Raw genomic sequence first — 24,533 nt, 5'->3', positions numbered from 1 at the left:
ATGGTCGAAGAAATGAAAGATATGCCTGATTTTGAAATTCATCGGGACCAGGTAGTTACTGGGATGGTCGTGAAGATTGAAGACAAGCAAGCACTCATTGATATCGGATATAAGACAGAAGCAATCCTGCCGATTAGCGAAGTCTCAAGTCTCCATTTGGATGACATACGAGGTGTGCTAAAAGTCGGTGATGAATTACAAGTAAAGGTGAAGAAGATTACAGACGAAGAAGTCGTCGTCTCAAAACGTGAGATTGATGCCTTAAAAGCATGGGAAGAAGTCGAAGCGAAATATGAATCGGCTGAAATTTTTGAAGTTGTCGTTAAAGACATCGTCAAAGGGGGTCTCGTCGTCGACATCGGCGTACGTGGATTCATTCCAGCTTCACTTGTCGAACGTCACTATGTAGAAGATTTTTCTGACTACATCGGCCGGTCGATCGAAGTCAAGGTCGTTGAGCTCGACCAAGAAAAAAATCGTGTCATTCTTTCACATAAAGCGGTCGTCGAAGGCGAGCTTAATGCGAAGAAAAAAGAGACGCTTGAAAACTTGGAAGTGGGTCAAGTCCTTGAAGGAACTGTCCAACGCTTAACGGATTTTGGTGCATTTGTCGATATCGGTGGTGTTGACGGACTCGTCCACATTTCTGAAATGGCGCATCATCGTGTCGAACGACCGTCTGATATCGTAACGGAAGGGCAACAAGTCGAAGTGAAAGTACTTGGTGTCGACCGCGATACAGAAAAGGTCAAGCTATCAATTAAAGAGACGCAACCAGGTCCATGGCAACAGATGGAAGGGAAAATCGAAGCGGGTGACATCGTCAAAGGACGTGTCCGTCGTCTCGTTCAATTCGGAGCATTCGTCGAACTTGCACCGCAAGTCGAAGGTCTCCTCCATATCTCTCAAATCGCTAATCGCCATATTAGTTCGCCGTCGGAAGTGCTTGAAGAGGGACAAGAAATCGAAGCGAAAGTTCTTGAGGTTCACTTAGATGAACACAAGATTTCCCTTTCGACGCGTGTCTTAGAACAAGAAGAGACGGATGAAGATGACTATTCTCAATATACGGATCAAAATGAAGGGTTTTCGGTAGCGGACCTCGCTGATAAAGACTCGGACGCAAAAGAATAAATTTTGACAAAAAGTGGACACGATTCGTGTCTGCTTTTTTTATGTTTCGGTTAGATGTGGTATAAGCGCGCTTGATTTGATACAATAGAACGGCTATGAAGCGAGAGAAGAGAAAGAAGGTGTTGGGATGGCAATTCCAGTAGTGGCGATCGTAGGTCGCCCAAATATCGGAAAGTCGACGATTTTTAACCGGGTGATTGGAGATCGGGTTTCGATCGTAGAAGACAAGCCAGGTGTTACCCGCGACCGTATATACGGAACTGGAGAATGGCTCAATCGTCATTTTCATTTGATTGATACAGGTGGAATCGAAGTCGGGGATGAGCCCTTACTTCAAATGATGCGTCATCAGGCGGAGCTTGCAATCGATGAAGCGGACGTCATTATTTTCATGGTCAATGGACGCGAAGGGATTACGGCTGCCGATGAAGAAGTCGCCGGCATGTTGTTCCGTTCAAATAAACCAGTTGTTATCGCGGTCAATAAAGTCGATAACTTTGAAATGCGTGATTTAATGTATGAATTTTACTCATTAGGATTCGGCGATTTATATCCGATTTCCGGAACGCATGGTCTAGGACTCGGAGACATGCTTGATCGTGTCCTCGAACTAGCTCCAAACAAAGAAGACATCGAATACGACGAAAATACAATTAAGTTTGCCTTAGTTGGTCGTCCAAACGTCGGGAAGTCGAGTATGACGAACTCGATTCTCGGTGAAGAACGTGTCATCGTCTCAAGTGTCGCTGGTACAACCCGTGATGCAATCGATACACCGTTTACACGTGACGATCAAGAATACGTCATCATCGACACAGCAGGTATGCGTAAACGTGGGAAAGTCTACGAATCGACAGAACGCTTTAGTGTCATGCGTGCCCAAAAAGCCATTGAGCGAGCTGACGTCGTTTGTGTCGTCCTCGACGGTGAAGAAGGTATCATCGAACAAGATAAAAAAGTCGCCGGATATGCCCACGAAGCCGGACGTGCGATTGTCATCGTCGTCAATAAATGGGACGCGGTCGAAAAAGATGATAAAACGATGAAGAAAATGGAAGAAGAAATTCGTGAAGAATTCCGCTTCCTCGACTATGCGCCAATCGTTTTCGTCTCTGCGAAGACGAAACGTCGTCTTCAAACATTGCTCCCTGTCATCAATCAAGCGGCGAAAAGTCATGCCCAACGCATTCAGACAAGCGTCTTGAACGATGTTATCGTCGACGCAGTCGCGATGAATCCAGCGCCGACGGATAAGGGTGTTCGTCTACGGATTAACTATGCGACACAAGTGGCATCGCGTCCGCCTACATTCGTCTTGTTCGTCAACGATCCAGAGCTCTTGCATTTCTCATACAAACGGTATCTCGATAACCGAATCCGGGAAGCATTTGATTTTACTGGAACACCGATTCGGATTTTGGCACGTCAAAAACAATAAGGCAGGGTGAAAATCATGATGAAAAAAATTGCAGTCATTGGAGCTGGAAGCTGGGGAACTGCGCTTTCACTCGTTTTAGCAGATAATGGTCATGACGTCATTCTTTATGGCCGTGATCAAAAAAATGTTGATGCCATTAATGAAAATCATGAGAATACACAATTTCTGCCTGGTGTGGCATTGCCTTCTTCTTTACGGGCAACGACGAATTTAGATGATGCTGTAGCAGGTGCTTCGCATATTTTGATTGTGACGCCTTCGTCAGCGATTCGTGGCGTCGCACGCCAGTTAAATGAACGATTAACAGAACCCGTCGTCCTCATTCATGCGTCGAAAGGGATTGAACCGAAGACGCACTTACGATTGTCTCAGTTGATTGAAGAAGAAATCGATCCCGCAAAACGTTCGGCGGTCTGTGTTTTGACAGGACCGTCACACGCCGAAGAGGTTGCATTACGTAAACCGACGACGGTGACGATTGCTTCTGAAGATTTAGAAGAGGCCGGTCGTGTCCAAGAACTCTTCATGAATGAAAACTTCCGGGTGTACTTGAACGCGGATATCATCGGAGCGGAACTTGGTGGCGCCTTGAAGAACATCATTGCCTTAGCTGCAGGAATGACGGACGGTTTAGGGTATGGAGATAATGCGAAAGCAGCATTGATTACGCGTGGAATGGTAGAAATCGCGCGTCTCGGTACATTGCTTGGTGCTAAACCGATGACGTTCACCGGTTTGACGGGGATGGGTGACTTGATCGTGACCTGTACATCAGTCCATAGTCGGAACTGGCGAGCCGGGAATGCCATCGGGCGTGGTGAAAAACTCGAAACCGTATTAGAAAACATGGGGATGGTCGTTGAGGGAGTTCGTGCGACTCAAGCTGCTTACGATTTGGCAGAAACGAAACAGTGCGAGCTTCCAATCACGACGGCACTCTACCATGTCCTTTTCGATGGTCACACACCGGAAGAAGAAGTACGGAAGTTGATGCAACGCCCGCAAAAAAATGAAATTGAACATCTGTTTACGACGAAAGATTAACGGAGTGGGGTGGAAACCTTGAGTCCTGGATTATTAAAAATGTGGATTTCGTTTGGCGGGATCGGGTTATTTGCGATTAGCGTCTTATTCGTCACGATCAGTCGAACGAAATTGACAGGGGTTTGGCAGTTTTTGCTCTCGACCCTTGCCTTCCTATGTTTTATTGTAGCTTCCATTATTATGGTGTTCATCGTCATGGCAGGTCCGAGCGCATGAAGAAGCTAGTCGTTCTTTTCATGTTGGTGCCTGTCATGTTGTTATCGGGATGTCTCTTCCCGGATAGTCAAAAACCTTCGAACCGGATACCTTATCCGCAACAAATCGCAACGGTTCAAGATGCTGTCGACGCGTATCAAAAAGATACCGGTGTCTTACCAATCAAAACAAGAGACGCAGATACGCCTTTGATGGAGCGGTATCAAATTGAACTCGGACGCTTAATTCCTCGTTATATGAGTGATCCTCCACCGAATAGTTTCGAAGGTGGTGGAACGTTCATTTACTTGTTAGTCGATGTGGAAGAGAAACCGACTGTAAAGCTGATGGATTTACTCGTTGCGGAAGAACTCCAAAAGCTACAGGTGCGCATCGATACGTACCGAAAGAAAAATGAAAAATATCCATTTAAAGGTTCGATTGGTAAAAATCAATTCACACTCGACTATAAAAAGTTGTTCATTAAGGAAGAACCGAAGATTCCGAGTCCTTATTCCGATACGGAACTGGACATCTATGTCGACGGTCAAGGGCAGTTGTATGTCAACTATCTTCCTGAATTGAAGAAAGCCGTTGAAACTGCGAAGAAAAAACCAAAAGTCGGTCAAGATATTCGTCATTTACTGTATGATGATCAACCTTTTGTCCCGGCATACTCTCAAAGCTATACAATTAACGAAAAAGGCGAACCTACGTTTTCTGAGGAATCGATCGAAGAATCAGAAAATTGAGAGGGATTATAACGAAAATGTTGTAATAGCAACGTTTATAAGGTATGATTAGCCTCGAAGAAGCGATTGGGAGGGGGTGAAAGTAATGAACAAAACTGAACTCATTCAAGCGGTTGTCGAAAAATCAGGTCTTACAAAAAAAGACGTGACTAAAGTTGTTGAATCAACATTCGAATCAATCACTGAGACACTCCAATCTGGAGAAAAAGTCCAATTGATTGGTTTTGGTAACTTCGAAGTCCGTGAACGTGCCGCTCGTAAAGGTCGCAACCCACGTACGAAAGAAGATATCGAAATCCCAGCAAGCAAAGTGCCTGCCTTCAAACCGGGTAAAGCATTGAAAGATGCAGTCAAGTAATTTGGCTACATAGTCGTTCGAGGAATTCCTCGAACGGCTTTTTTTGTGGGTATTCAAAGGCGTGAAAAAGCGATGATTATGGTATATTAAAAAAGAAGAACATCCATCAACGAGATGGCACTGGAGATCGGGGGGTAAAAGCATGGACCAACGAGAGCTATTCATGACAGAAATCATTACTGCGCTCAACAACAAACAGACGACTCAACTAGCTCGACATGTGGATTTCCCTTCCATCGATCGTGAACAGATCAGTTGGTTGATTGATGTCGCTCAAAACGAGACATTGGATTGGCAGGCGCTCGTAAAGGGCGTACATTTTGCGAAGGTTGCACTTGTCTTACATGAACGAGTAGGTGAAACGAAACGAGGATCAAAAGAAAGACAATTGCTCGTATTGGCGGGAGATCTTTTTTCGACTTACTTTTTTGAAGAGTTAGCGTCGCTTCCCCAAACGGCACTCGTGACGTTAGGACGGACCGTACAGCGTGTAAATGAAGCAAAATGTTCGATCCATGAGCGAAATTATACGTCGACAGAAGATTACGTCTTACTCTGGCTGACGGCGGAATTTGGACTCGTTCAAGGTTTGGCGGCAATCAGCGGTCAAGATTGGTTAACACGAGAAGGGCAACGCATCATTCGGAAACAGGCCGAGTTGCTCGATCATGAAGCGCAACAACTACTATTATCACATTTAGAACAAATGGCAGTAGCGTAATATTCTTGAAAGGGTGAACTGCGTGCAGACACAAGAAAAAGAAAAGAAAGTTTATGAAGTGTTTCAATCAATTTCGACAAATTATGATCAGATGAATTCCATCATCAGTTTCCGCTTGCACAAATTATGGCGAAAAGAAACAATGCGCCGGATGGATGTATTTCCGGGGGCAAAATGTCTTGATTTATGTTGCGGAACGGCTGACTGGACAATTCAACTGGCGAAAGCGGCTGGTCCGACCGGTGTCATCAAAGGACTTGATTTCTCTGAAAACATGCTTAAAGTCGGAGTCGATAAAGTCGAGGCGTTAGGGATGAAAAACGTCGAATTGATTCATGGCAATGCGATGGATTTACCTTTTGGTGATCATTCCTTTGACTACGTGACAATTGGGTTTGGACTACGGAATGTTCCGGACTATCTCCAAGTCATCAAAGAGATGCATCGTGTCTTAAAACCAGGTGGAACAGTCGTATGTCTTGAGACGAGTCAACCGACGGCACCAATTTTCCGTGAGGCCTACTCGTTATACTTTGGTAAAATCATGCCACAAGTCGGTCGTTTGTTTGCAAAATCGTTTGATCAATATAACTGGCTTCAAGAATCGACGGAAGTGTTCCTCGATCGTGTTGAATTAAAGCAATTATTTGAGCAGGCTGGCTTCATGCAGGTCGAAGTAAAGGCGTTTGCAGGTGGGGCGGCTGCAATGCACCTCGGGAAGAAGTGGTGAGATGTCACTGCATTCAATTTATCGAGATGTAACGAAAGAAGTGAATTTAGTCGACCGATTCTTAACAAATCATATTGCGTCCGAAGAACCGACGATTGATGCTGCGGGACAACAACTCTTGAAAGCGGGGGGGAAACGGATTCGTCCGGCTTTTGTTTTGCTCGCTTCGAAGTTTGGTCAAGCAGACCGGGATGAACTGGTCCGTGTCGCGGCAAGTCTTGAACTGGTCCACATGGCATCACTCGTGCATGATGATGTCATCGATGATGCCGAACTGAGACGTGGAAAGCCGACCGTCATGCAACGTTTTGATGAAGAAGTTGCATTATACTCGGGTAACTATTTGTTTGGTGAGGCAGTCAAATTGATTGGAGAAATCGGGAAACCGGAACTCGTCCAAGTCATGGTCCATGCGATGCGCGAAATTTGTGAGGGTGAAATCGAACAAATTTATGATCAATACGATTGGAATCAATCGATTAAACGATATATTAAACGAATCGAGCGGAAAACGGCGATCTTGATTGAGGCAAGTTGTCATCTAGGAGCCATCGTCGCGAACTGCTCGGAAGCGGATACGAAAGCATTGCGGCAATTTGGGCGTGACATCGGTCTTGCTTTTCAAATTGCGGATGACTTACTGGATTTCACAGCGAACCGGGTCGAGCTTGGTAAACCGGTCGCAGAAGATTTACGACATGGGCATAAGACGTTGCCAGTTTTCTACGCCTCAGAAAATCCAGCTTTTTTCAAAGAACTCGTCAAAATTCAGGAGATGCCCTCCCACGAAGAAGTCGCGCCACTTCTTGACCGTCTGCAAGCGTCTGACGCACTTGAACGGACACAACAGACCGTCGATCTTTACATTAAGCGAGCGATTCGTCGTTTAGAGCATTTACCGAAGTCTTCTGCAAAGCGTTCACTTGAAGAAGTCGCACGTTACGTTGGAAAGCGAAAAGGATAAAAAACTGTCAAAAATTTCTTGCCGCTCGATCCGTTTACGAGTAAACTTACTATGTAAGCGCTTTTCTAAAAGCATTTCATAGGGGGACTCAAAAATGGAACAAACATTTTTAATGGTAAAACCTGATGGTGTCGAACGCGGATTGATTGGGGAAATCATCGGCCGGATCGAACGAAAAGGATTTGTTGTACGTGAAATGAAAATGATGCAAGCGTCTGAAGAATTGGCGAAAGCACATTATGCAGAGCACGCAGAGAAGCCATTCTTTGGAGAGTTGGTCACTTTCTTAACGTCTGGTCCTGTCGTCGCACTTCGTGTCGAAGGAACGGATGTAGTATCTGTTTCACGTTTGATGATTGGAAAAACAAAACCGACAGAAGCGTTACCTGGGACGATTCGGGGAGATTTCGCGAACACGATGAGCGAGAACGTCATCCATGGTTCAGACAGCGTCGAGAGTGCGGAGCGTGAACTTGGACTTTGGTTTCAAGGGCAACCGGTAAACGCATAATGAAACGAACGGCAAACAGACGATTGAGCAATTGCTCAATCGTCTGTTTTTGTATTTTGGAAAGGAAATGGCTTTATGCTACTATAGAGAATAAGATAGGGTCATAAAACGTGTATGACCGATGATAGAGAGGACCAGTGAGGTGTACTATGGACGATTACGAGCTTTTCATCCAACGTTTCTTAAAAAAGTCAGGAATTGATTTAGGACAATATAAAGAAGCACAAATGAAACGACGTTTGACGGCTTTGCGCGATAAAAAAGGACATGATACCTTCGCCTCGTATATGCAGGCAATGGAAAAAAGCGAGACCTTATATGAAGAGTTCTTGGACCGGATGACGATCAATGTTAGTGAATTCTTCAGAAATCCGATTCGCTGGCAACAGCTCGAACAAGATATTCTTCCGGTGCTGCAAGCACGTGCGCATGGTCGGATTCGGACATGGAGCGCGGCTTGTTCAACGGGGGAAGAGCCCTATTCGCTCGCGATGATTCTTAATGAGATGATGGACCCTGCCCAATTCACGATTCAAGCGACCGATTTAGATGAGATCGTTCTTGAAAAGGCGAAGCAAGGTCGATACGGCATTTCAGCCTTAAACGAAGTCGTCGAATCAAGGAAAAAACGATATTTCATCGAACAGGATCAACAATATGAGGTCGCTCCAGAAATCAAACGGCTCGTCCGTTTCAGTAAACATAATTTGTTAGGAGATCGCTATGACAGTGGATTTGATTTAATCATCTGTCGTAACGTACTTATTTACTTTACAGAAGAAGCAAAAGCGCACGTCTATCGCTCTTTTGTGAATGCGTTAAAACCGGGCGGCATTTTATTCGTCGGCGGAACGGAACAAATCTTTCAACCGGAACGATTTGGTCTAAAAATGAAGCAAAGCTTCTTTTATGAAAAAATTTAACGACGTGAAGGGATGAAGCGTATGCGCTACATGACAGCTGGAGAATCACACGGAAAAGGACTTTCCGTCATCATCGATGGTGTTCCTTCCGGACTAACAATCGATTTCGAAAAAATTCAATCTGAAATGACACGACGTCAAGGTGGTTATGGACGTGGACGGCGGATGCAAATCGAACAGGATGCGATTGATGTTCGGGGGGGAATTCGTCACGGTTACACGACGGGGGCGCCAATCAGTCTGTTTATTGAAAACAAAGACCATACGCACTGGAAACAAGTCATGCAGGCGGAACCGCTCGAGGAAGCGCTTGAACGTCCGCGGACATTGACACGCCCACGCCCAGGACATGCGGATCTTGTAGGTGGCTTGAAGTACGGTCATCGTGATCTCCGTGATGTCCTCGAACGTTCCTCTGCTCGAGAAACGGCGGCCCGAGTTGCAGTTGGGGCAATCGCGAAACAATTGTTGGCACAGCTCGATGTCGATTTGTTTTCCCATGTACGATCAATCGGTGGCGTTGATGCTGAAGCCGTTGATCCGACGACGCGGCGTGAGTTGATTGAAGCTTCTCCAGTCCGTTGTGCAGATGAAGCAGCGACTGAACAGATGATGCGTGCGATCGATCAAGCTAAAAAAGACGGCGACACACTTGGTGGTGAAGTCGAAGTCGTCGTCACGGGACTTGTTCCGGGGATTGGATCATTTACGCAAAATGACATGAAGTTAGACAGTCGGATCGCCCAAGCTGTCATCAGTGTCAATGCGATGAAAGCGGTTGGATTTGGTGATGGTTTTGATTTGGCGCGTCGTCCCGGTAGTACGGTCCAAGATGAAATCATTCATAGTGAAGCAGGTTACTCCCGCAGAACCAATCACCTAGGCGGAATTGAAGGTGGGATGTCGACAGGAATGCCGATTCGGGTTCAAGTTGCGATGAAGCCGATTCCGACATTGTATCAACCCCTGCAATCGGTCGATATTGAGACGAAAGAGCCGTTCACGGCCCAAATTGAACGCAGTGATGCTTGTGCTGTGCCCGCAGCAGCTGTCGTTCTCGAAGCTGTCGTCGCATTCGAAGTCGCAGCCGCGATTCTCGAAATGTTCGGGAGTTCAACGATGGATCGATTAAAACAAACGATAGCTGATTACAAGGAGGAGGTGCGTCTGTTTTGACGCATCTTTGCATCAAAGCGAGTCGCCCGTATCCGGTTCACATCGAGCCGGGTGCGTTGCGACACCTGGCGGAAGTCGAAGAAGCACAGGTAGCAGATCGCTTTTGGATTATCACCGATCAAACGGTCAGTTCCCTTCATTTAGAGACATTGATCAAACACGTCACGACTCTTTTTCCGAAAACAAACTGGATGACGAGTACTGTCGTACCAGGTGAGAGCAGTAAATCGCTCGAAACGTATGCAGACTTGCTTCAAGAAGGCATTGAACGAGGGGTGACCCGTCGTACGGTCATCCTGGCATTTGGTGGTGGAATGATTGGAGATCTCGCCGGTTTCGTTGCAGCAACGATTCTACGGGGCATTCCGTTCATCCAAATTCCGACGACGTTACTCGCGCATGACTCGAGCGTCGGCGGGAAAGTCGGGCTAAATCTATCGCTCGGTAAAAACCTCGTCGGGGCGTTCTATCAACCGAGTGCCGTTCTCTACGATGTATCTTTTCTGAAAACATTACCGGACCGCGAGTGGAGAAGCGGTTTTTTTGAATTGTTGAAACATGGTCTATTGGCAGCGGAACCGTTTGCTGATCAACTGATGGATTTAAAACTGTCCGATATGAAAGAGTTGCCACTCGAATCCTGGATTGCGAAAGGGATTTCCGTCAAACAACGAATCGTCGAACAAGATGAACAAGAACAAGGCATCCGTGCCTTTTTAAATTATGGGCATACATTTGGTCATGCCGTCGAGTATGCGAGTGAGCGTCTCGCGCATGGTGAGGCAGTCGGAATCGGTTTAGTCTTTGCCAAAATGTTAGAGGGACAAGTCGAAGAAGGAAATCAACTGGCTCAATTGTTGACGCGTTTAGGTGTCGAACTACCAAAAAGGCAATCGTTCGAGGTCTATTTCGACTATATGAAACGGGATAAAAAAAATAATCAGTCGATTCGATTCGTCTTAGCAGAAAACGGGAAATTTAACTTAGAGGAAATTCCGGTGGGACGATTGCTGTCCGCCTATGACATGACTGTGAGGTGCTTGAAATGGGATTAAAGGGAAAGGTAAGAGTACCCGGCGATAAATCAATGACACACCGTGCTTTTTTATTTGGTGGGATTGCAAACGGGACGACGACGATTTCGAATGCACTCGAAGGAGCGGATTGTCTCGCTTCACTGAAGGCGGTTGAGGCACTTGGTGCGAAAATCGAGCGTTCTGAAAAAACGATTCAGATTACAGGGACGACTGCATTAAACGAAGCAAAAATCGATTGTGGGAATTCCGGAACGACGATTCGACTACTAAGCGGTATTTTAGCTGGTAGCGAGGCGGCGTATGAATTGACAGGCGATGATTCGTTAAAAAAACGGCCGATGGATCGGGTGACGATTCCACTCAGTCAGCTTGGTGCGAAAATCGAAGGGAACTACGCTCCGTTACGGATTCAGGGGCAACCGCTCGTCGGAACGACGTATACCTTACCGGTCGCAAGTGCTCAGGTGAAAAGTGCGGTCTTACTAGCGGGGTTATTTGCGACAGGTGAGACAACGGTGATTGAGCCGATTTTATCACGCGATCATACGGAACGGATGTTGCCGCAATTCGGCGTCGATGTGACGATCGATGACTTTGAAGACGGACGGCATATTCGTGTCGAAGGTCCTGTTCAACTTACGGCGACGACGGTCGATATACCGGGCGATCCGTCCTCGGCTGCATTTTGGTGGACGGCGGCGGCGATTGGCGAGGACAGTGTCATCACGACGGAACGCGTACTCATGAACCCGACCCGGATCGGATTTTTACAAGTATTACGACAAATGGGTGCGAGCGTCAAAATTTCGAACCGGCAGGAAGTGGCAGGGGAGGAAGTCGCGGATGTGACGGTAGAATCGACTACCCTGCAGGCGATGACGATTGAAGGAGAACAAATCCCTTCATTGATCGACGAGATTCCGCTCCTCGCTTTACTCGCGACGCAAGCGGAAGGAAAGACGATTATCCGGGATGCAGCGGAGTTACGCGTCAAAGAAACGGACCGGATCGAGACGGTCGTCGCGTCACTACGACGACTCGGAGCGTCGATTGAAGCGACGGCAGACGGGATGACAATTGAAGGCCCGACGTCATTAAAAGGGGCGGAGGTCGACAGTGCCGGTGATCACCGTTTGGCGATGATGTTGACGATTGCTAAGACATTGAACGAAGAAATTCAAGTGAACGGGAATGAAGTAGTTGAAGTCAGCTACCCAACGTTCTATGATGATTTAAAGAAATTGCAAGATAACGGGAACGGATAAGTTCCGAATTGAATTTAGAAAGTGAGGCGTTTGCCTTGAACGAACAGGTATTAAAAGAAATCGTCGAAGGGCTAGAACACGGCCATACGTCGGAAGCGTTAGCTTCACTCGAACAACTTGAAAAGACAGGGACCGATGAGGATCGCTTAGCTGTCGCAGATCTTTACATCGAACTCGGACTCTCGGACCGGGCAGTCGATATCTTATCGCCTCTTTACGTCGATTATGCGGGGAATGCTGGCGTCGCTTTATTGCTTGCCGAATGTTATATCGATCTTGATAGAGAAGAAGAAGCAATCACCGTCCTTGAACAAGTCGATAAGACGGATAGCGAAAATGGACCTCGGACATTAGTGTTGTTAGCGGACCTTTATCAATCACAAGGACTCGACGAAGTAGCGCTCGCGAAATTAAAAGAGGCACGGTCACTTGCGCCGGATGAACCGTTGCTCGCTTACGGACTGGCTGAACTCTATATGACACTTGGAGCATTTGATCAAGCGGTCCCATTGTTCGCTGAAATTGCAGCTGTTCCGGCATTAAGAGAAGAATTGCCACTGGATGCCCTGTACGCCGAGTCGCTCGCAATGATCGGTGAATTCGAAGAAGCGATTCCCTTATATGAACGTGCAGTCGCGGAACGGTCTGACTTGCATACGCTGTTTGGACTTGCGATGACCGCCCACCGCGTCGGACTACACCAAAAAGCGGTCGAAACGTTCCAACAACTGATTGCCCAAGATCCAGATTATACGTCGGCTTACGTGCCTTACGCCGAGAGTCAAGCAGAACTCGGCTTGACGAAGGAAGCGTTGAATGTCATTAAGCAAGGGATGGAGCGAGACGATTATAATGATGAGCTCCGGACGATGGAAGCTTTATTCCTCTTGAAGTTAGGAGACCGCCAAGGGAGTGTCAACGCCTTACGTGAAGCCCTTGCCCTTAACCCGGAATCCTTGCTCGCTGCGGAACGTTTACTTGCGCTCCTCGCTGAAGATGAGGACCATGAGGCGACGATTGAAACGATTTCAGCAATCGAAGAACACGTCACGGCACCAATCTTGACGTGGTACCGTGCTCGATCACTCTATGCGCTGGAAGATTATACGAATGCAATGAAGCAGTATGCTCAAGTTGAATCTGCATTCGCGGATGATGCCCTCTTCTTGAAAGAATATGGTTTCGCATTGGTTGAAGAAGGACGACGTGAAGAGGGACAAGCATTGTTGCGTCGGGCAGCGATGTTCGCTCCAGAAGATGCTGATCTCGTCGATTATGTCGAACGGATGGATAGTTGATTCGATTGGAGAAGGGAGTAGGATTGAGATGACAGAGAGAAAACAGCGTTTCTTGCGCCGCATCTTGACCTATTACACGTTGAAGCGTCGGGAATCCAAATGGATCCTTGATTATTGGCTTCGTAATGATGCGAAACTGGATCAAGTTCATTTTGTTCAAAATGCGATGTTCGCGCCAAAAGCAATCATCATGACGACATACGGGTTTGACGCTGAACCGTTTCTCTTTAAAAAAGGTGAGGTTAAAACGACTGACCCGGAAAAGGCATATCACGACATCCGATTGACGGACGAACCGATTTATATCGAGTTAAATTTTCAAGGGATGATGATGGATGATGAATACTTGTCCCTACTTGAAGAGAACCCGTTTCGTCCGGAGGTCACTGTTGAACCACGATTAGCGGACGAAGCGATGAATTTCATCGCGGCGACGGTCAATCGGCAAGAGGAAGAGCGATTGATTCGTTTGATTGATGAAGCACTTGATGCACGCGATCGGAGTCGTTTTCAATCACTCTCGGAAGAATTGCGGACGATTCGGAGCCAACTCCAATAACTAAAATACACTTTTCAATCTTCATACGCGTTCGTCTGCAGTCATCCTCTTCGGATAAAGAAGAGGATGATTTTATTTGAGTTTGAAAAAAACCTAAATATGAAGAAAAATAGAATGGAATTTCATAAAACGTTCACATTAAGCGAGCAGTAATAAAAGCGGATATGATACATTAAATGTGACGAAATGTAAGTGAACAGGAAAGGGGGAAATGATTTGCGTTTCAAACCATCCGATGTTCAAAGGACGAGAAACGAACAAGCGTATATCGATACGTTGGTCGTCCCATTGATACCGATCGGATTTGATGAATCGATGCATGCTTTTGCGGAATGTGCTGACATGACATTGACGGTTGCGTCAGAAGTCGAACGGCAACTGTCCGGTCGGGCGATGCTCCTTCCAGCAATGACGTATGTCGGTATACCGTCACTCGATCAATTGAACGGTTGGCGGGAAGCGGCATCTGCCGAGCAATTCCGTTTTGTCACGTTCATTACGGCAGATTTACGCTGGAAAGACACAGCGGTCGACGACATCGTCTATGTTCCACGATTATCGCTCGAGACGATGAGTCGCGACCAGCAAGGTCAGATGGTCGGGAATTTTGTAGGACAAGTTCTCGAACAGTTAGGAAACCGTTGGACCGCGCTATGAAGCGGTTGACGCGATGATTTTATTAAGATACTATTACCATGTGAGAAATTTGTGTGAAGTACAGTGGTCTTGGGGCACGGCGTACATCACAAGGGGGGATCGATATGGCTCAAAACGGGTCTAACGTAACACGTCGTCAATTCTTGACGTATACACTGACTGGAGTCGGTGGCTTTATGGCAGCGACGATGGTCATGCCGATGGTCAACTTCGCAGTTGATCCGGTCCTGAAGAAATCAGGATCAGGCGATAAAGTAAAAGTAATGAAGTTGTCGGACATCACAACAGAACCAAAACGGGTCGACTTCAAGAAGCAAACACAGGATGCTTGGTATGATTTCGAAGAAACATTATCAGCATGGGTCTTCAAAAATGATAAGGGCGAAATTCTCGCACTATCACCGATCTGTAAGCATTTAGGATGCCAAGTCAGTTTCGGAGCAGATCCGACGCACCCAGAGCAATTCTATTGCCCATGTCATTTCGGACGGTACACGAAAGATGGCGTCAACGTACCAGGAACGCCTCCGACGAAGCCGCTTGATGAATATGAAATGCAAGAGAAAGATGGTTTCCTCTACTTAGGTAAACCAGTCGAAAGAGGTGCGTAAGCGATGATGCAAAAAATCTATGATTGGATTGATGAGCGGGTTGATATCACTCCGCTTTGGCGAGATATCGCCGATCATGAAGTTCCAGAACACGTAAACCCTGCCCATAACTTTTCAGCATTCGTTTATTGTTTTGGCGGGTTGACGTTCTTTACAATCGTCATCCAGATTCTTTCAGGGATGTTCTTGACGATGTATTACGTACCAGATATCATCAATGCCCATGCGTCAGTGTACTATCTTCAAAACGAAGTCGCACACGGTCAAATCGTTCGTGGTATGCACCACTGGGGCGCATCAGTCGTCATCGTAATGTTGTTCTTACATACATTACGCGTCTTCTTCACAGGATCATACAAAAAGCCACGTGAATTGAACTGGGTCGTCGGTGTCCTCTTGTTCTTCGTTGTCTTAGCACTTGGTCTAACCGGATACTTGTTGCCTTGGGACATGAAAGCATTGTTCGCGACGAAAGTTACGATTCAAATCGCGGAAAGCATACCGGTCATCGGTGGCATCGCGAAGACGCTCCTCGCGGGTGGAGAAATCGTCGGTGCAAGTACGATTGCTCGATTCTTTGCGATTCACGTCTTCTTCCTTCCTGCGGCATTGTTCGTCTTGCTCGGGGCCCACTTCATGATGATCCGTAAACAAGGGATCTCTGGACCACTTTAAACCGACAATCAACTTAGGCAACCTAAAAGGGGGAGAACACGATGCATCGTGGTAAAGGAATGAAATTCGTCACCGATTCACGGGTGTCGATCAATAACCGGATGCCGAATAAGTCGAAAGACTATTCTGAGTATCCAGGTCGGACGGAAGCGTTCTGGCCAAACTTCTTACTTCGCGAATGGATGGTAGGAGCGGTCTTCTTGATCGGCTTCATGACGCTGACAATCGTTGAAGCAGCACCACTACAAAACATAGCTGACCCGACGAATACGTCGTACATTCCACTTCCGGACTGGTACTTCCTATTCCTCTATCAGCTCTTGAAATATCAATTTGCTGCCGGTCCGTACATTTTGATGGGAACTGTCATTCTTCCAGGTCTTGCTTTTACGGCGTTACTCGTAGCACCGTGGCTCGACCAAGGGATTGAACGTCGCCCGGCAAAACGTCCAGTCGCAGTCAGCATGATGTTACTCGGAATCGTCTCAATCATTTTCTTGACTTGGGAATCTGTTCAAACAACACACTGGGATACAATCCATAAACAAGGTGAGTTGACGATGAACGAAGGTCCTGAAATCGATACAGCGGCGAAAGGGTATGAAATTTACTCGAACCAGTCATGTGTCAACTGTCATGGTAAGAACCTCGAAGGTGGAGCAGCCGCTCCTGCCCTCGTCGGGACACAAAAGACAGAAGATGAAATTTATGAAATCGCAGATAAAGGTGTCGGTGCGATGCCTGCTGGACAGTACAAAGGTTCAGATGCAGATCGTAAAGAACTCGCTAAATTCATCGCTTCTTACGGTGAAGGCGGAGAGAACAATAAATAAGAGAAGAGCCGGGGGAATGATTCCTCCGGCTTTTGTCTATCATGAGGTGAATGAATGTGCCGTTTTTGCAGATTTTAAAACATAAAGCCCTCCTTTGGCCGCTCGGATTAATCAATCTAGCGGGAACGTTATACGGCTATTATTGGTATCAACCGCAACTCGAGACGGCGAAATGGTACTATTATCCGTTCATCCCGGACAGTCCGACGGCGTCGCTATTTTTTACGATTATCGTGTTTTTATGGATCTTCAATCGTCGTTCCCGACTGTTTGAAGCGCTCGCGTTCGTCACGTTGATTAAATATGGTGTTTGGGCCGTCGTCATGAATGCCTTGATGCTTCAAGAACTCGGGACAGGTAACAGTTATTTGACGGCAATGGCACTGATGTTGATGGTCTCGCACGGCGCGATGGCATTCCAGGCACTGCTTTATGTTCCATTCATGACGTTTCGCGTCAAGGAACTTGTCCTTGTCTCGATTTGGGTCATCCATAACGATGTCGTCGACTACGTGCTCGGTCAGTGGCCACGCTATCCGGCGCTCGCGGAGTACATCCAGTGGATTGGCTATGGTTCGTTCTGGTTGACGGGATTATGTATTTTGATGGGATATTTCTTTGTCGCACGCGATTCGATTGACAATAAGGTCGCTTGAACGTAAAATAAGGATATAATCTTTTAGGAAAGGACAGATGTTACATGGCTAACTATCTGATTTACCTCGCCATCATCATCATTGTTCCCATCTGGGCACAAATGCGAGTCCGAAAAACGTATAAAAAATACCAAGAAGTTCCGATTCATAGTGGGGTGACAGGCGCTCAAGTCGCTGACTTCATCATGAAACAGAATGGGATTACGGATGTCCGTCTCGAAGCAATCGGCGGAACGATGTCCGATCATTACGATCCGACGAATAAAGTCGTTCGTCTTTCGGAAGATGTGTATCATGGTTCAACGGTTTCTGCCGTTTCGATTGCAGCGCACGAAATCGGGCACGTCATCCAAGATGCGACGGACTATAACATGATGCGTGTCCGTCACCGGATTGCACCGGTTGCGTCAATTACGTCGAATCTGTCATTCCCGTTATTACTCGTTGGTTTCTTCGCTGGGATGACTGGTCTTGCGATGCTTGGTGTCATCTTGATGCTCGGTGCCGTCGTCTTCCAGCTCGTGACGTTGCCGGTTGAGTTCGATGCGTCGAAACGGGCGATGGCTCAGTTAACGGAACACGGGATCATCGATGCGGAAGAAGAGCGTGGCTCACGCCGTGTCTTGAACGCCGCCGCCTGGACTTACGTCGCTGCGACACTCGTCGCTGTCGCCGAATTCCTCCGCCTCGCTTTGATGGTCTTTGCACCGTCTGACGAGTAATTCAAGAGTAACGCGTACAAATTAATAAAAAATAAACACCCGGCTGGTTCGATCTTCTTCTTCAGAATCGAATCAACCGGGTGTTTTTTTGTTTTTACGTTTCCTTGATCGGAACACGATTTTCATCGAACGTAAATCCTTCGCCGGTTACTTCATACACATCATGGAGTGTGATGAAAGCATGTTGGTCAACTGTTTTGACGAGCGTCTTCAACCGGGTGATTTCATTGCGGGCGACGACGACATACAAGACTTCAAGGTCGCGACCGGAGAATCCACCTTTCGCGAGTAACCGCGTCGTTCCGCGGTTCATCGTCGCGTGAATCCCGTCGGCGATCTCCGTCCGGTGATCACTGATGATCATCGCGGCTTTACCAGCATACGTTCCTTCCTGCATCCAGTCGATGACACGGGCCCCGACGTAGACGGCAAGCAACGTATACATCGCCTGTTTGTAGTCGAGATATGTCAATGAAGCGACGATGACGAAAAAATCAAAAATCATGAACGTCCGACCGATCGACCATCCGAAATACCGCTTCGTCAGTCGGGCGATGATATCGACCCCGCCCGTCGTCCCGCCGTTGTTGAAGATGATGCCGAGGCCGACACCGATGAAGACACCGGCGAACAACGAAGCGAGCACCATATCGTCTTTCAACATGATTTCAAGCGGTGAATATTTGGCGATTAGGCCGTACCAAAGAGAAAAGCTGAACGTGCCGATCAAGGTATAGATGAACGTCGTCCGCCCGAGCATTTTATAGCTGACGAAAAATAACGGGACGTTTAAGACGAGGTTCGTAATCGACGGGGATAAACCGAACAAGCCCTTTAAAATAAGGGTGATTCCCGTGAATCCACCCTCAGCTAACTCATTTTGAACATTAAAATGATAAATGCCGAACGCAAAGATAAATGATCCGATTAAAATCCAAAAAATATTTCGGAAGCGAATCGGAAATTGAAATGGGGGTGCCATAACAGGTTGCTCCTCTCTAACAAGACTCTTTCTCTAGGGTAACGGTAGACGTTGAAAAAGACTAGCTTTTCTACGGAAATCTCCTTGGAAAGTGGTCGATGTAGTTTTTAAGAGGCGTTTTGTTTACAATTGAATCGAGAAGACAAGGTTAACCTAATTAAAGAGAGAGTGATCTTATATGAAAAAATCGATTGGAATCCTTTGTTACCCGTCCGTAGGCGGAAGTGGTGTCGTCGCGACGGAACTCGGGATGAAACTTGCAGACCGTGGGCATGATGTCCACTTCATTACATCAAGCATGCCGTTTCGCTTGACGGAATATCGTCCGAATATCACGGTTCACCTCGTAGAAGTCAACCAATATTCTGTATTTAAATATCCGCCTTATGATATTACATTGGCTTCGAAAGTCGCAGAAGTCATCGATGTGTTCGATCTCGACATCATCCATGCCCACTACGCCGTCCCGCATGCCGTCTGTGCAGAGCTCGGACGCAATATGGCGAAGAAGAAAGGCGTCGCTGTCGTGACGACTTTACATGGAACGGACATCACGGTCATCGGTCAAGACTTAGAGATGCAGCCAGCCATCCGTTACGGAATCGAAAGTTCGGATGCTGTGACGGCCGTCTCGGAAAGTCTTGCTCTTGAGACGAACATGACGTTGCATGCCGAGTACGATATTGACGTCATTGCGAACTCGATTGATGAGAGTGTGTATTATCCGATGCGCGACGAACGTCTAAAACGACATTATGGGATTGAGCCGGGAGAAGTCGTCGTCATACATATTTCGAACTTCCGCCCCGTCAAACGCATCGATGATACGCTCGTCGCATTTGCAATTGCTGCAAATAATCGTGACATGCGGCTATTACTCGTCGGAGATGGTCCGGAGATGGGGCAGACGCGCCGCCGGGCAAAAGAACTCGGGGTCTATGAAAAAATCATCTTTGCCGGAAAACAAGAACATGTCGCCCAGTTGCTCGCAATCAGTGACATCCATTTATTGTTGTCGGAAAAAGAAGCGTTCGGACTCGTCGTCCTTGAAGCGATGGCGGTCGGAGTCCCAAGTGTCGTCTCGAATGCCGGTGGCTTACCAGAAGTGATCCAAGACGGACAAACCGGATTCATCGTTCCGACGTATGACGTCAAGGCAGCGGCGGAACGAATCGGCCAGTTAGCCGATACACCCGAGTTACGCGAACAGATGGCGGATGCCGGAATTCGCGATACACGGCAACGGTTCGATTCAAATGAAATCGTCCGGAAGTATGAACAGGTCTATGAACGGGTGTGTGCACGATATGAAAATGTCTGAGCTGGCGAATACGATCATTGAAACAATCGAACGTGCAGGTGGCGAAGCGTATGTCGTCGGTGGAGCTGTTCGCGACACGTTACTCGGACGCGTGCCTGGCGATTATGATTTAGCGACGTCACTCTTACCGGACGAGGTCATCCCGTTGTTTCCGGTCGTCATCCCGACCGGACTCGAGCACGGGACGGTGACGATCGTCTTAGAACACGTACCGTTCGAAGTGACGACGTTTCGTTCCGAGTCAACCTATAGCGACCGCCGTAGACCAGACCACGTGACACTTGGCGTCTCACTGGAAGAAGATTTGACACGACGTGATTTTACGATCAACGCGATGGCGTTAAAACCAACCGGGCTCGTCGATCTCTTTGGTGGACAATCCGACCTTGCGAGCAAAATCATTCGAACGGTCGGCCGGCCAGAAGAGCGCTTCGAAGAAGATGCCTTACGGATGATTCGTGCCTTTCGCTTCATGAGTCAGCTCGAGTTCTCGTTAGACGGTTTGACGGAGCGGGCCATCGCGAAGCAAGCGGAGATGATTCAACACGTCGCAATCGAACGTGTCGCGATTGAGTTCGAAAAACTGCTCCTTGGACCGGGGCGTGTTGCAGCGTTACAAGCGATGTTACGCACAGGACTCGCGACCTATCTTCCACACGTCACTTCAGAAGTGATGGGACGATTAGCACAATCATCATTACAGGGTGTCTCGACAGAAAATGTGTGGACGCTGCTGCTCGACGCCGGGTTTCCGCAAGAACGGTTACGTGTCTTTAAACGTTCGAAAAAACAGGAGCAGCGGGCAAAACGACTCGTAGCGCTTGTTCGACTGGAGCAACTAACGGACTGGCAACGGTATACATTGACGGACGAGGAACTGCTCGTCTTAAATCAAATGACAGGTCGGAGTCACGCAGACCGGACAACTTTAGCGATCCGCTCGTTAAAAGATTTACGAGTCGGCGGACGCGACATGATTGCTGCCGGGCTGAAAAAACAAGAAATCAAAGAAGCACTCCATTATTTGGAACAGCATGTCGTAAACGGACACCTTGAAAATCAACGGTCGATTCTGTTAGAGGAAGTGAGCAAATGGAAAAATCAACACGAGACGTAATCTTGCAACGATTGATGCAGACGGATTGGATTTCAGGTCAAGATTTAGCTGACCAGTTAAATATTTCACGTACCGCTATTTGGAAACAAATTGCGTCTTTAAAAGAAGCAGGGTACGCGATTGAATCGAATAAAAAAACCGGGTACCACCTCATCGATCGTGGTGATCATTTAACAGCACTTGCAATCGAACAGTACTTACAGACGAAATTTTTCGGACGTGATATTTTTCATGTCGAGGAGACGGAGACGACGCAACGGATTGCGCATGATTTAGCACAACAGCAGGTCAAAGAAGGGAAACTCGTCGTCTGTGACTACCAGACGAGTGGGCGCGGACAGCTCGGTCGTGTTTGGCACGAGACGAAAGGAAACGGAATTGCGATGAGTTTGATAGTAAGACCAGACGTCCCGCTCGATCAAGCAGGACAATTAACACTCGTGTCTGGCATTGCCCTAGCGACATCTTTACGTGAGTTCGACGTGCCAGTGACAATCAAATGGCCGAATGATTTATTGATTGATGGTCGAAAGGTCGCAGGGATTTTGACGGAAATGCAGACGGAAGCAAACCGGATCAGCTCGGTCATTATTGGAATTGGAATCAATGTTCACCATGACGTCTTTAGTACGGCAATCGCTGATCGGGCGACGTCCCTTAAACTCGCGACCAATCGAACGTTTCGGCGGGCAGAAATCGTTGCATCCTTCTTAAATCAGTTTGAGCAGATGTACGAACGGTGGTTGGTCGATGGATTCGGCTCTTTTGTCGAAGCGTGGGAACATCTTGCGGATAAGCTCAATCAACCCGTTACACTACGCTCGCGTCAACAAACCTTGTCTGGTTATTTGCGCGGAATTCGCGCCGATGGAACGCTGATGGTCGAAACGGACCAAGGAATGGAAGCATTCCATTCGGCGGAACTCGTCTACTGGACAGAAAACTAAAATCCCGACGTTTGCAGTTGCCAATTTGAATCATGTATAATAAAGCGAAGGATGATAGCCGTTAGGAGTCATACCGGTAGAAAACTTTTTTTATCGCTAGTACGACCTGCCTTGATCCTATTTCGGACAGGGACAGAAGGACGATGTTGCACTTATTCACGCCTTCTTTCCTATGGGTATTTTTAGGAAGGAAGGCGTTTCCTTTTGTCCTCTCTACACTAACGAAGGAGAGAACACACATGCACACAATGACACCTTTACTAAAAAAACAAGCAACGGGAGAAAAACTCGTTATGTTGACGGCGTATGATTATCCGTCAGCGAAATTAGCAGAAGCAGGAGCCGTCGATCTCTTACTCGTCGGTGATTCACTTGGAAACGTAATTTTAGGATATGATTCGACGATTGCCGTGACGGTTGAGGACATGATTCATCATGCACGGGCGGTCCGCCGTGGGGCACCGAAGACATTCATGGTCGTTGACATGCCATTCGCAAGTTACCACGGTTCGTTCGACCGGACGCTTGATGCTGCGGCACGTATTTTTCAAGAAAGTCAGGCCGATGCCTTAAAACTTGAAGGTGCTGGGGACATCTTGACGACGATTCGTCGCTTGACGGACGCAGGGATGCCTTGTGTCGCACATCTTGGATTGACACCCCAATCAGTTGGCGTACTCGAAGGTTTTAAAGTACAAGGAAAATCGCTTGCAGCAGCGGAACAGTTGATTGCAGACAGTTTAGCAGCGGAACAAGCCGGTGCGAAGATGCTCGTCCTGGAATGTGTCCCGCACCAACTTGCGAAACGAGTCAGCGAATTACTTCAGATTCCTGTCATCGGGATTGGTGCCGGCGTTGATGTCGATGGACAAGTCCTCGTCTACCATGACATCCTGACATATGGTGTCGGACGTCTACCGAAGTTTGTTAAAGCGTATACGGACTGGAATACGTCAGGGACAGCAGCGATTGCTAGCTACGTCGAAGAAGTAAAACAAGGTGTATTCCCATCTATTGAACATACGTTCACGATGGATGAAGAATTGATCGATTCGCTTTATGGAGGCGGTAAAGAATGAAAGTCATTCAAGACATCGACGAACTACGGCAAGAATTAGCAGCCTATGACTCGATTGGTTTTGTACCGACAATGGGGTTTTTGCATGAAGGTCATGGTTCGTTACTCGAACAAGCACGACGTGAAAATGAGATTGTCGTGTTGAGTATTTTTGTCAATCCGACGCAGTTCGGACCAAACGAAGATTTAGAACGGTATCCACGTGACGAACAACGCGATCAACAACTGGCGCGTGCGGCAGGCGTCGATTATGTATTTTATCCGACGAATGAAACGATGTATCCGCTCGATATGGCGCGCGTGACGGTCAGAACGGGCGACGACGTCCTTTGTGGTGCATCACGTCCAGGACATTTCGATGGCGTCTTGACGGTCGTCAGTAAATTGTTGAACATCGTCCACCCGACCCGTGCCTATTTCGGACTGAAAGATGCTCAGCAGTTAGCCTTGATTGAAGGATATGTTGCAGATTATTTCGTCCCGGTCGAGATTAAACGGTGTCCGATTATCCGGGAAGCGGACGGTCTCGCAAAGTCCTCACGAAATGTCTATCTGTCTGAGCAAGAACGCAGTCAAGCACCGCGTTTGCAACAAGCTCTCCAGCAAGCAAACGCGTTACTTGAAGCAGGCACAGCCGTCGAGGAAGTCATCGAACGGACGAAAGATGCCTTGCGTCTTGAGGGAACGGCGCTTGATTATGTCGAAGCGGTCGACTATCCGACGCTCGGACCGGTTACATCAGAAACGAAAACGATTTTATTAGCCGTCGCGGTTCAGTTTGAATCAGCGCGCTTGATTGATAATTTACTTTATACGAGAGGAGCATGAT

The 24,533-nt window shown here is 47.4% G+C and carries 28 protein-coding genes; 27 read left to right on the top strand and 1 reads right to left on the bottom strand.

Annotated elements, in window-relative coordinates; genetic code table 11:
- The 22 genes from rpsA (at position 1) to A0126_RS08785 (ending at position 18,259) form a co-directional block, all read left to right on the top strand.
- A complete protein-coding gene (rpsA, locus tag A0126_RS08890; RefSeq protein WP_029330677.1) occupies positions 1 to 1,134 on the top strand; it encodes a 30S ribosomal protein S1 in 1,134 nt (377 codons plus the stop codon).
- Positions 1,135 to 1,261: 127 nt separating this feature from the next.
- A complete protein-coding gene (gene der, locus A0126_RS08885) occupies positions 1,262 to 2,572 on the top strand; it encodes a ribosome biogenesis GTPase Der (protein WP_029330675.1) in 1,311 nt (436 codons plus the stop codon).
- Between the two features lie 18 nt (positions 2,573 to 2,590).
- Positions 2,591 to 3,616, top strand: a complete 1,026-nt coding sequence (locus A0126_RS08880; RefSeq protein ID WP_201302334.1) for an NAD(P)H-dependent glycerol-3-phosphate dehydrogenase — start codon at positions 2,591 to 2,593, stop codon at positions 3,614 to 3,616.
- A gap of 18 nt (positions 3,617 to 3,634) precedes the next feature.
- Positions 3,635 to 3,832: a DUF2768 domain-containing protein gene (locus A0126_RS08875; RefSeq protein ID WP_029330666.1), complete on the top strand. Its 198-nt coding sequence runs from the start codon at positions 3,635 to 3,637 to the stop codon at positions 3,830 to 3,832.
- Positions 3,829 to 4,563 carry a hypothetical protein gene (locus A0126_RS08870; RefSeq protein WP_029330664.1) on the top strand — a complete coding sequence of 245 codons (735 nt, stop codon included), beginning with the start codon at positions 3,829 to 3,831 and terminating at the stop codon, positions 4,561 to 4,563. Before A0126_RS08875 ends, A0126_RS08870 begins: the two co-directional genes overlap by 4 nt.
- Before the next feature lie 85 nt (positions 4,564 to 4,648).
- Positions 4,649 to 4,921 (top strand): HU family DNA-binding protein, encoded by a 273-nt coding sequence (locus tag A0126_RS08865; RefSeq protein ID WP_012370671.1) that lies wholly within the window; start codon positions 4,649 to 4,651, stop codon positions 4,919 to 4,921.
- A gap of 142 nt (positions 4,922 to 5,063) precedes the next feature.
- The gene (locus tag A0126_RS08860) at positions 5,064 to 5,642 is read left to right on the top strand and encodes a heptaprenyl diphosphate synthase component 1 (protein ID WP_029330662.1); all 579 of its coding nucleotides are present in this window, start codon (positions 5,064 to 5,066) and stop codon (positions 5,640 to 5,642) included.
- Positions 5,643 to 5,664: 22 nt separating this feature from the next.
- Positions 5,665 to 6,372, top strand: coding sequence for a demethylmenaquinone methyltransferase (locus A0126_RS08855; RefSeq protein WP_029330660.1), 708 nt, complete (start codon positions 5,665 to 5,667; stop codon positions 6,370 to 6,372).
- 1 nt (position 6,373) lies between these two features.
- On the top strand, positions 6,374 to 7,336 hold the full coding sequence (locus A0126_RS08850) for a polyprenyl synthetase family protein (RefSeq protein ID WP_088837324.1): 963 nt from the start codon (positions 6,374 to 6,376) through the stop codon (positions 7,334 to 7,336).
- 94 nt (positions 7,337 to 7,430) lie between these two features.
- The gene (gene ndk / locus A0126_RS08845) at positions 7,431 to 7,847 is read left to right on the top strand and encodes a nucleoside-diphosphate kinase (RefSeq protein ID WP_088837323.1); all 417 of its coding nucleotides are present in this window, start codon (positions 7,431 to 7,433) and stop codon (positions 7,845 to 7,847) included.
- 149 nt (positions 7,848 to 7,996) lie between these two features.
- Complete coding sequence (locus tag A0126_RS08840; RefSeq protein WP_088837322.1) at positions 7,997 to 8,770, top strand: CheR family methyltransferase; 774 nt, start codon at positions 7,997 to 7,999, stop codon at positions 8,768 to 8,770.
- A 21-nt stretch (positions 8,771 to 8,791) separates the two neighbouring features.
- Positions 8,792 to 9,946: a chorismate synthase gene (aroC, locus tag A0126_RS08835; protein ID WP_088837321.1), complete on the top strand. Its 1,155-nt coding sequence runs from the start codon at positions 8,792 to 8,794 to the stop codon at positions 9,944 to 9,946.
- Positions 9,943 to 11,001, top strand: a complete 1,059-nt coding sequence (gene aroB, locus A0126_RS08830) for a 3-dehydroquinate synthase (protein WP_088837320.1) — start codon at positions 9,943 to 9,945, stop codon at positions 10,999 to 11,001. The genes aroC and aroB overlap by 4 nt, the downstream gene beginning before the upstream one ends.
- Positions 10,992 to 12,248, top strand: coding sequence for a 3-phosphoshikimate 1-carboxyvinyltransferase (gene aroA / locus A0126_RS08825; protein ID WP_088837319.1), 1,257 nt, complete (start codon positions 10,992 to 10,994; stop codon positions 12,246 to 12,248). The genes aroB and aroA overlap by 10 nt, the downstream gene beginning before the upstream one ends.
- 35 nt (positions 12,249 to 12,283) lie before the next feature.
- Positions 12,284 to 13,546, top strand: coding sequence for a tetratricopeptide repeat protein (locus A0126_RS08820; protein ID WP_029330640.1), 1,263 nt, complete (start codon positions 12,284 to 12,286; stop codon positions 13,544 to 13,546).
- Positions 13,547 to 13,574: 28 nt separating this feature from the next.
- Entirely contained in the window at positions 13,575 to 14,105 is a 531-nt protein-coding gene (locus tag A0126_RS08815; protein ID WP_029330637.1) for a ReoY family proteolytic degradation factor, read from the top strand.
- Positions 14,106 to 14,321: 216 nt separating this feature from the next.
- The gene (locus tag A0126_RS08810) at positions 14,322 to 14,762 is read left to right on the top strand and encodes a DUF2487 family protein (protein WP_029330635.1); all 441 of its coding nucleotides are present in this window, start codon (positions 14,322 to 14,324) and stop codon (positions 14,760 to 14,762) included.
- 104 nt (positions 14,763 to 14,866) lie between these two features.
- The gene (locus A0126_RS08805; protein ID WP_029330633.1) at positions 14,867 to 15,373 is read left to right on the top strand and encodes a ubiquinol-cytochrome c reductase iron-sulfur subunit; all 507 of its coding nucleotides are present in this window, start codon (positions 14,867 to 14,869) and stop codon (positions 15,371 to 15,373) included.
- Between the two features lie 3 nt (positions 15,374 to 15,376).
- Positions 15,377 to 16,048, top strand: a complete 672-nt coding sequence (qcrB, locus tag A0126_RS08800) for a menaquinol-cytochrome c reductase cytochrome b subunit (protein WP_012370658.1) — start codon at positions 15,377 to 15,379, stop codon at positions 16,046 to 16,048.
- Between the two features lie 41 nt (positions 16,049 to 16,089).
- On the top strand, positions 16,090 to 16,881 hold the full coding sequence (locus tag A0126_RS08795; RefSeq protein ID WP_029330628.1) for a menaquinol-cytochrome c reductase cytochrome b/c subunit: 792 nt from the start codon (positions 16,090 to 16,092) through the stop codon (positions 16,879 to 16,881).
- Between the two features lie 50 nt (positions 16,882 to 16,931).
- A complete protein-coding gene (locus A0126_RS08790; RefSeq protein WP_239456729.1) occupies positions 16,932 to 17,537 on the top strand; it encodes a DUF1405 domain-containing protein in 606 nt (201 codons plus the stop codon).
- A gap of 44 nt (positions 17,538 to 17,581) precedes the next feature.
- A complete protein-coding gene (locus tag A0126_RS08785) occupies positions 17,582 to 18,259 on the top strand; it encodes a zinc metallopeptidase (protein WP_088837317.1) in 678 nt (225 codons plus the stop codon).
- Positions 18,260 to 18,353: 94 nt separating this feature from the next.
- Here the strand turns inward: A0126_RS08785 and A0126_RS08780 are convergent, their stop codons facing one another.
- Positions 18,354 to 19,241 (bottom strand): YitT family protein, encoded by an 888-nt coding sequence (locus A0126_RS08780; RefSeq protein ID WP_029330623.1) that lies wholly within the window; start codon positions 19,239 to 19,241, stop codon positions 18,354 to 18,356.
- Between the two features lie 178 nt (positions 19,242 to 19,419).
- Between A0126_RS08780 and bshA the strand changes: the two genes are divergently transcribed.
- From bshA to panC, 5 genes are all read left to right on the top strand, one after another.
- Positions 19,420 to 20,562 (top strand): N-acetyl-alpha-D-glucosaminyl L-malate synthase BshA, encoded by a 1,143-nt coding sequence (gene bshA / locus A0126_RS08775; RefSeq protein WP_088837316.1) that lies wholly within the window; start codon positions 19,420 to 19,422, stop codon positions 20,560 to 20,562.
- On the top strand, positions 20,549 to 21,679 hold the full coding sequence (locus tag A0126_RS08770; RefSeq protein ID WP_239456728.1) for a CCA tRNA nucleotidyltransferase: 1,131 nt from the start codon (positions 20,549 to 20,551) through the stop codon (positions 21,677 to 21,679). The genes bshA and A0126_RS08770 overlap by 14 nt, the downstream gene beginning before the upstream one ends.
- Positions 21,655 to 22,626, top strand: a complete 972-nt coding sequence (locus A0126_RS08765; RefSeq protein ID WP_088837315.1) for a biotin--[acetyl-CoA-carboxylase] ligase — start codon at positions 21,655 to 21,657, stop codon at positions 22,624 to 22,626. Before A0126_RS08770 ends, A0126_RS08765 begins: the two co-directional genes overlap by 25 nt.
- Before the next feature lie 239 nt (positions 22,627 to 22,865).
- Positions 22,866 to 23,705, top strand: coding sequence for a 3-methyl-2-oxobutanoate hydroxymethyltransferase (gene panB, locus A0126_RS08755; protein WP_029330615.1), 840 nt, complete (start codon positions 22,866 to 22,868; stop codon positions 23,703 to 23,705).
- A complete protein-coding gene (gene panC / locus A0126_RS08750; protein ID WP_088837313.1) occupies positions 23,702 to 24,532 on the top strand; it encodes a pantoate--beta-alanine ligase in 831 nt (276 codons plus the stop codon). The genes panB and panC overlap by 4 nt, the downstream gene beginning before the upstream one ends.
- Position 24,533: the final 1 nt, after the last annotated feature.

This window comes from Exiguobacterium sp. N4-1P, assembly GCF_002214325.1.
The sequence above is the reverse complement of the archived record's forward strand: the minus strand, read 5'-3'. Positions and strand labels throughout refer to the sequence as shown.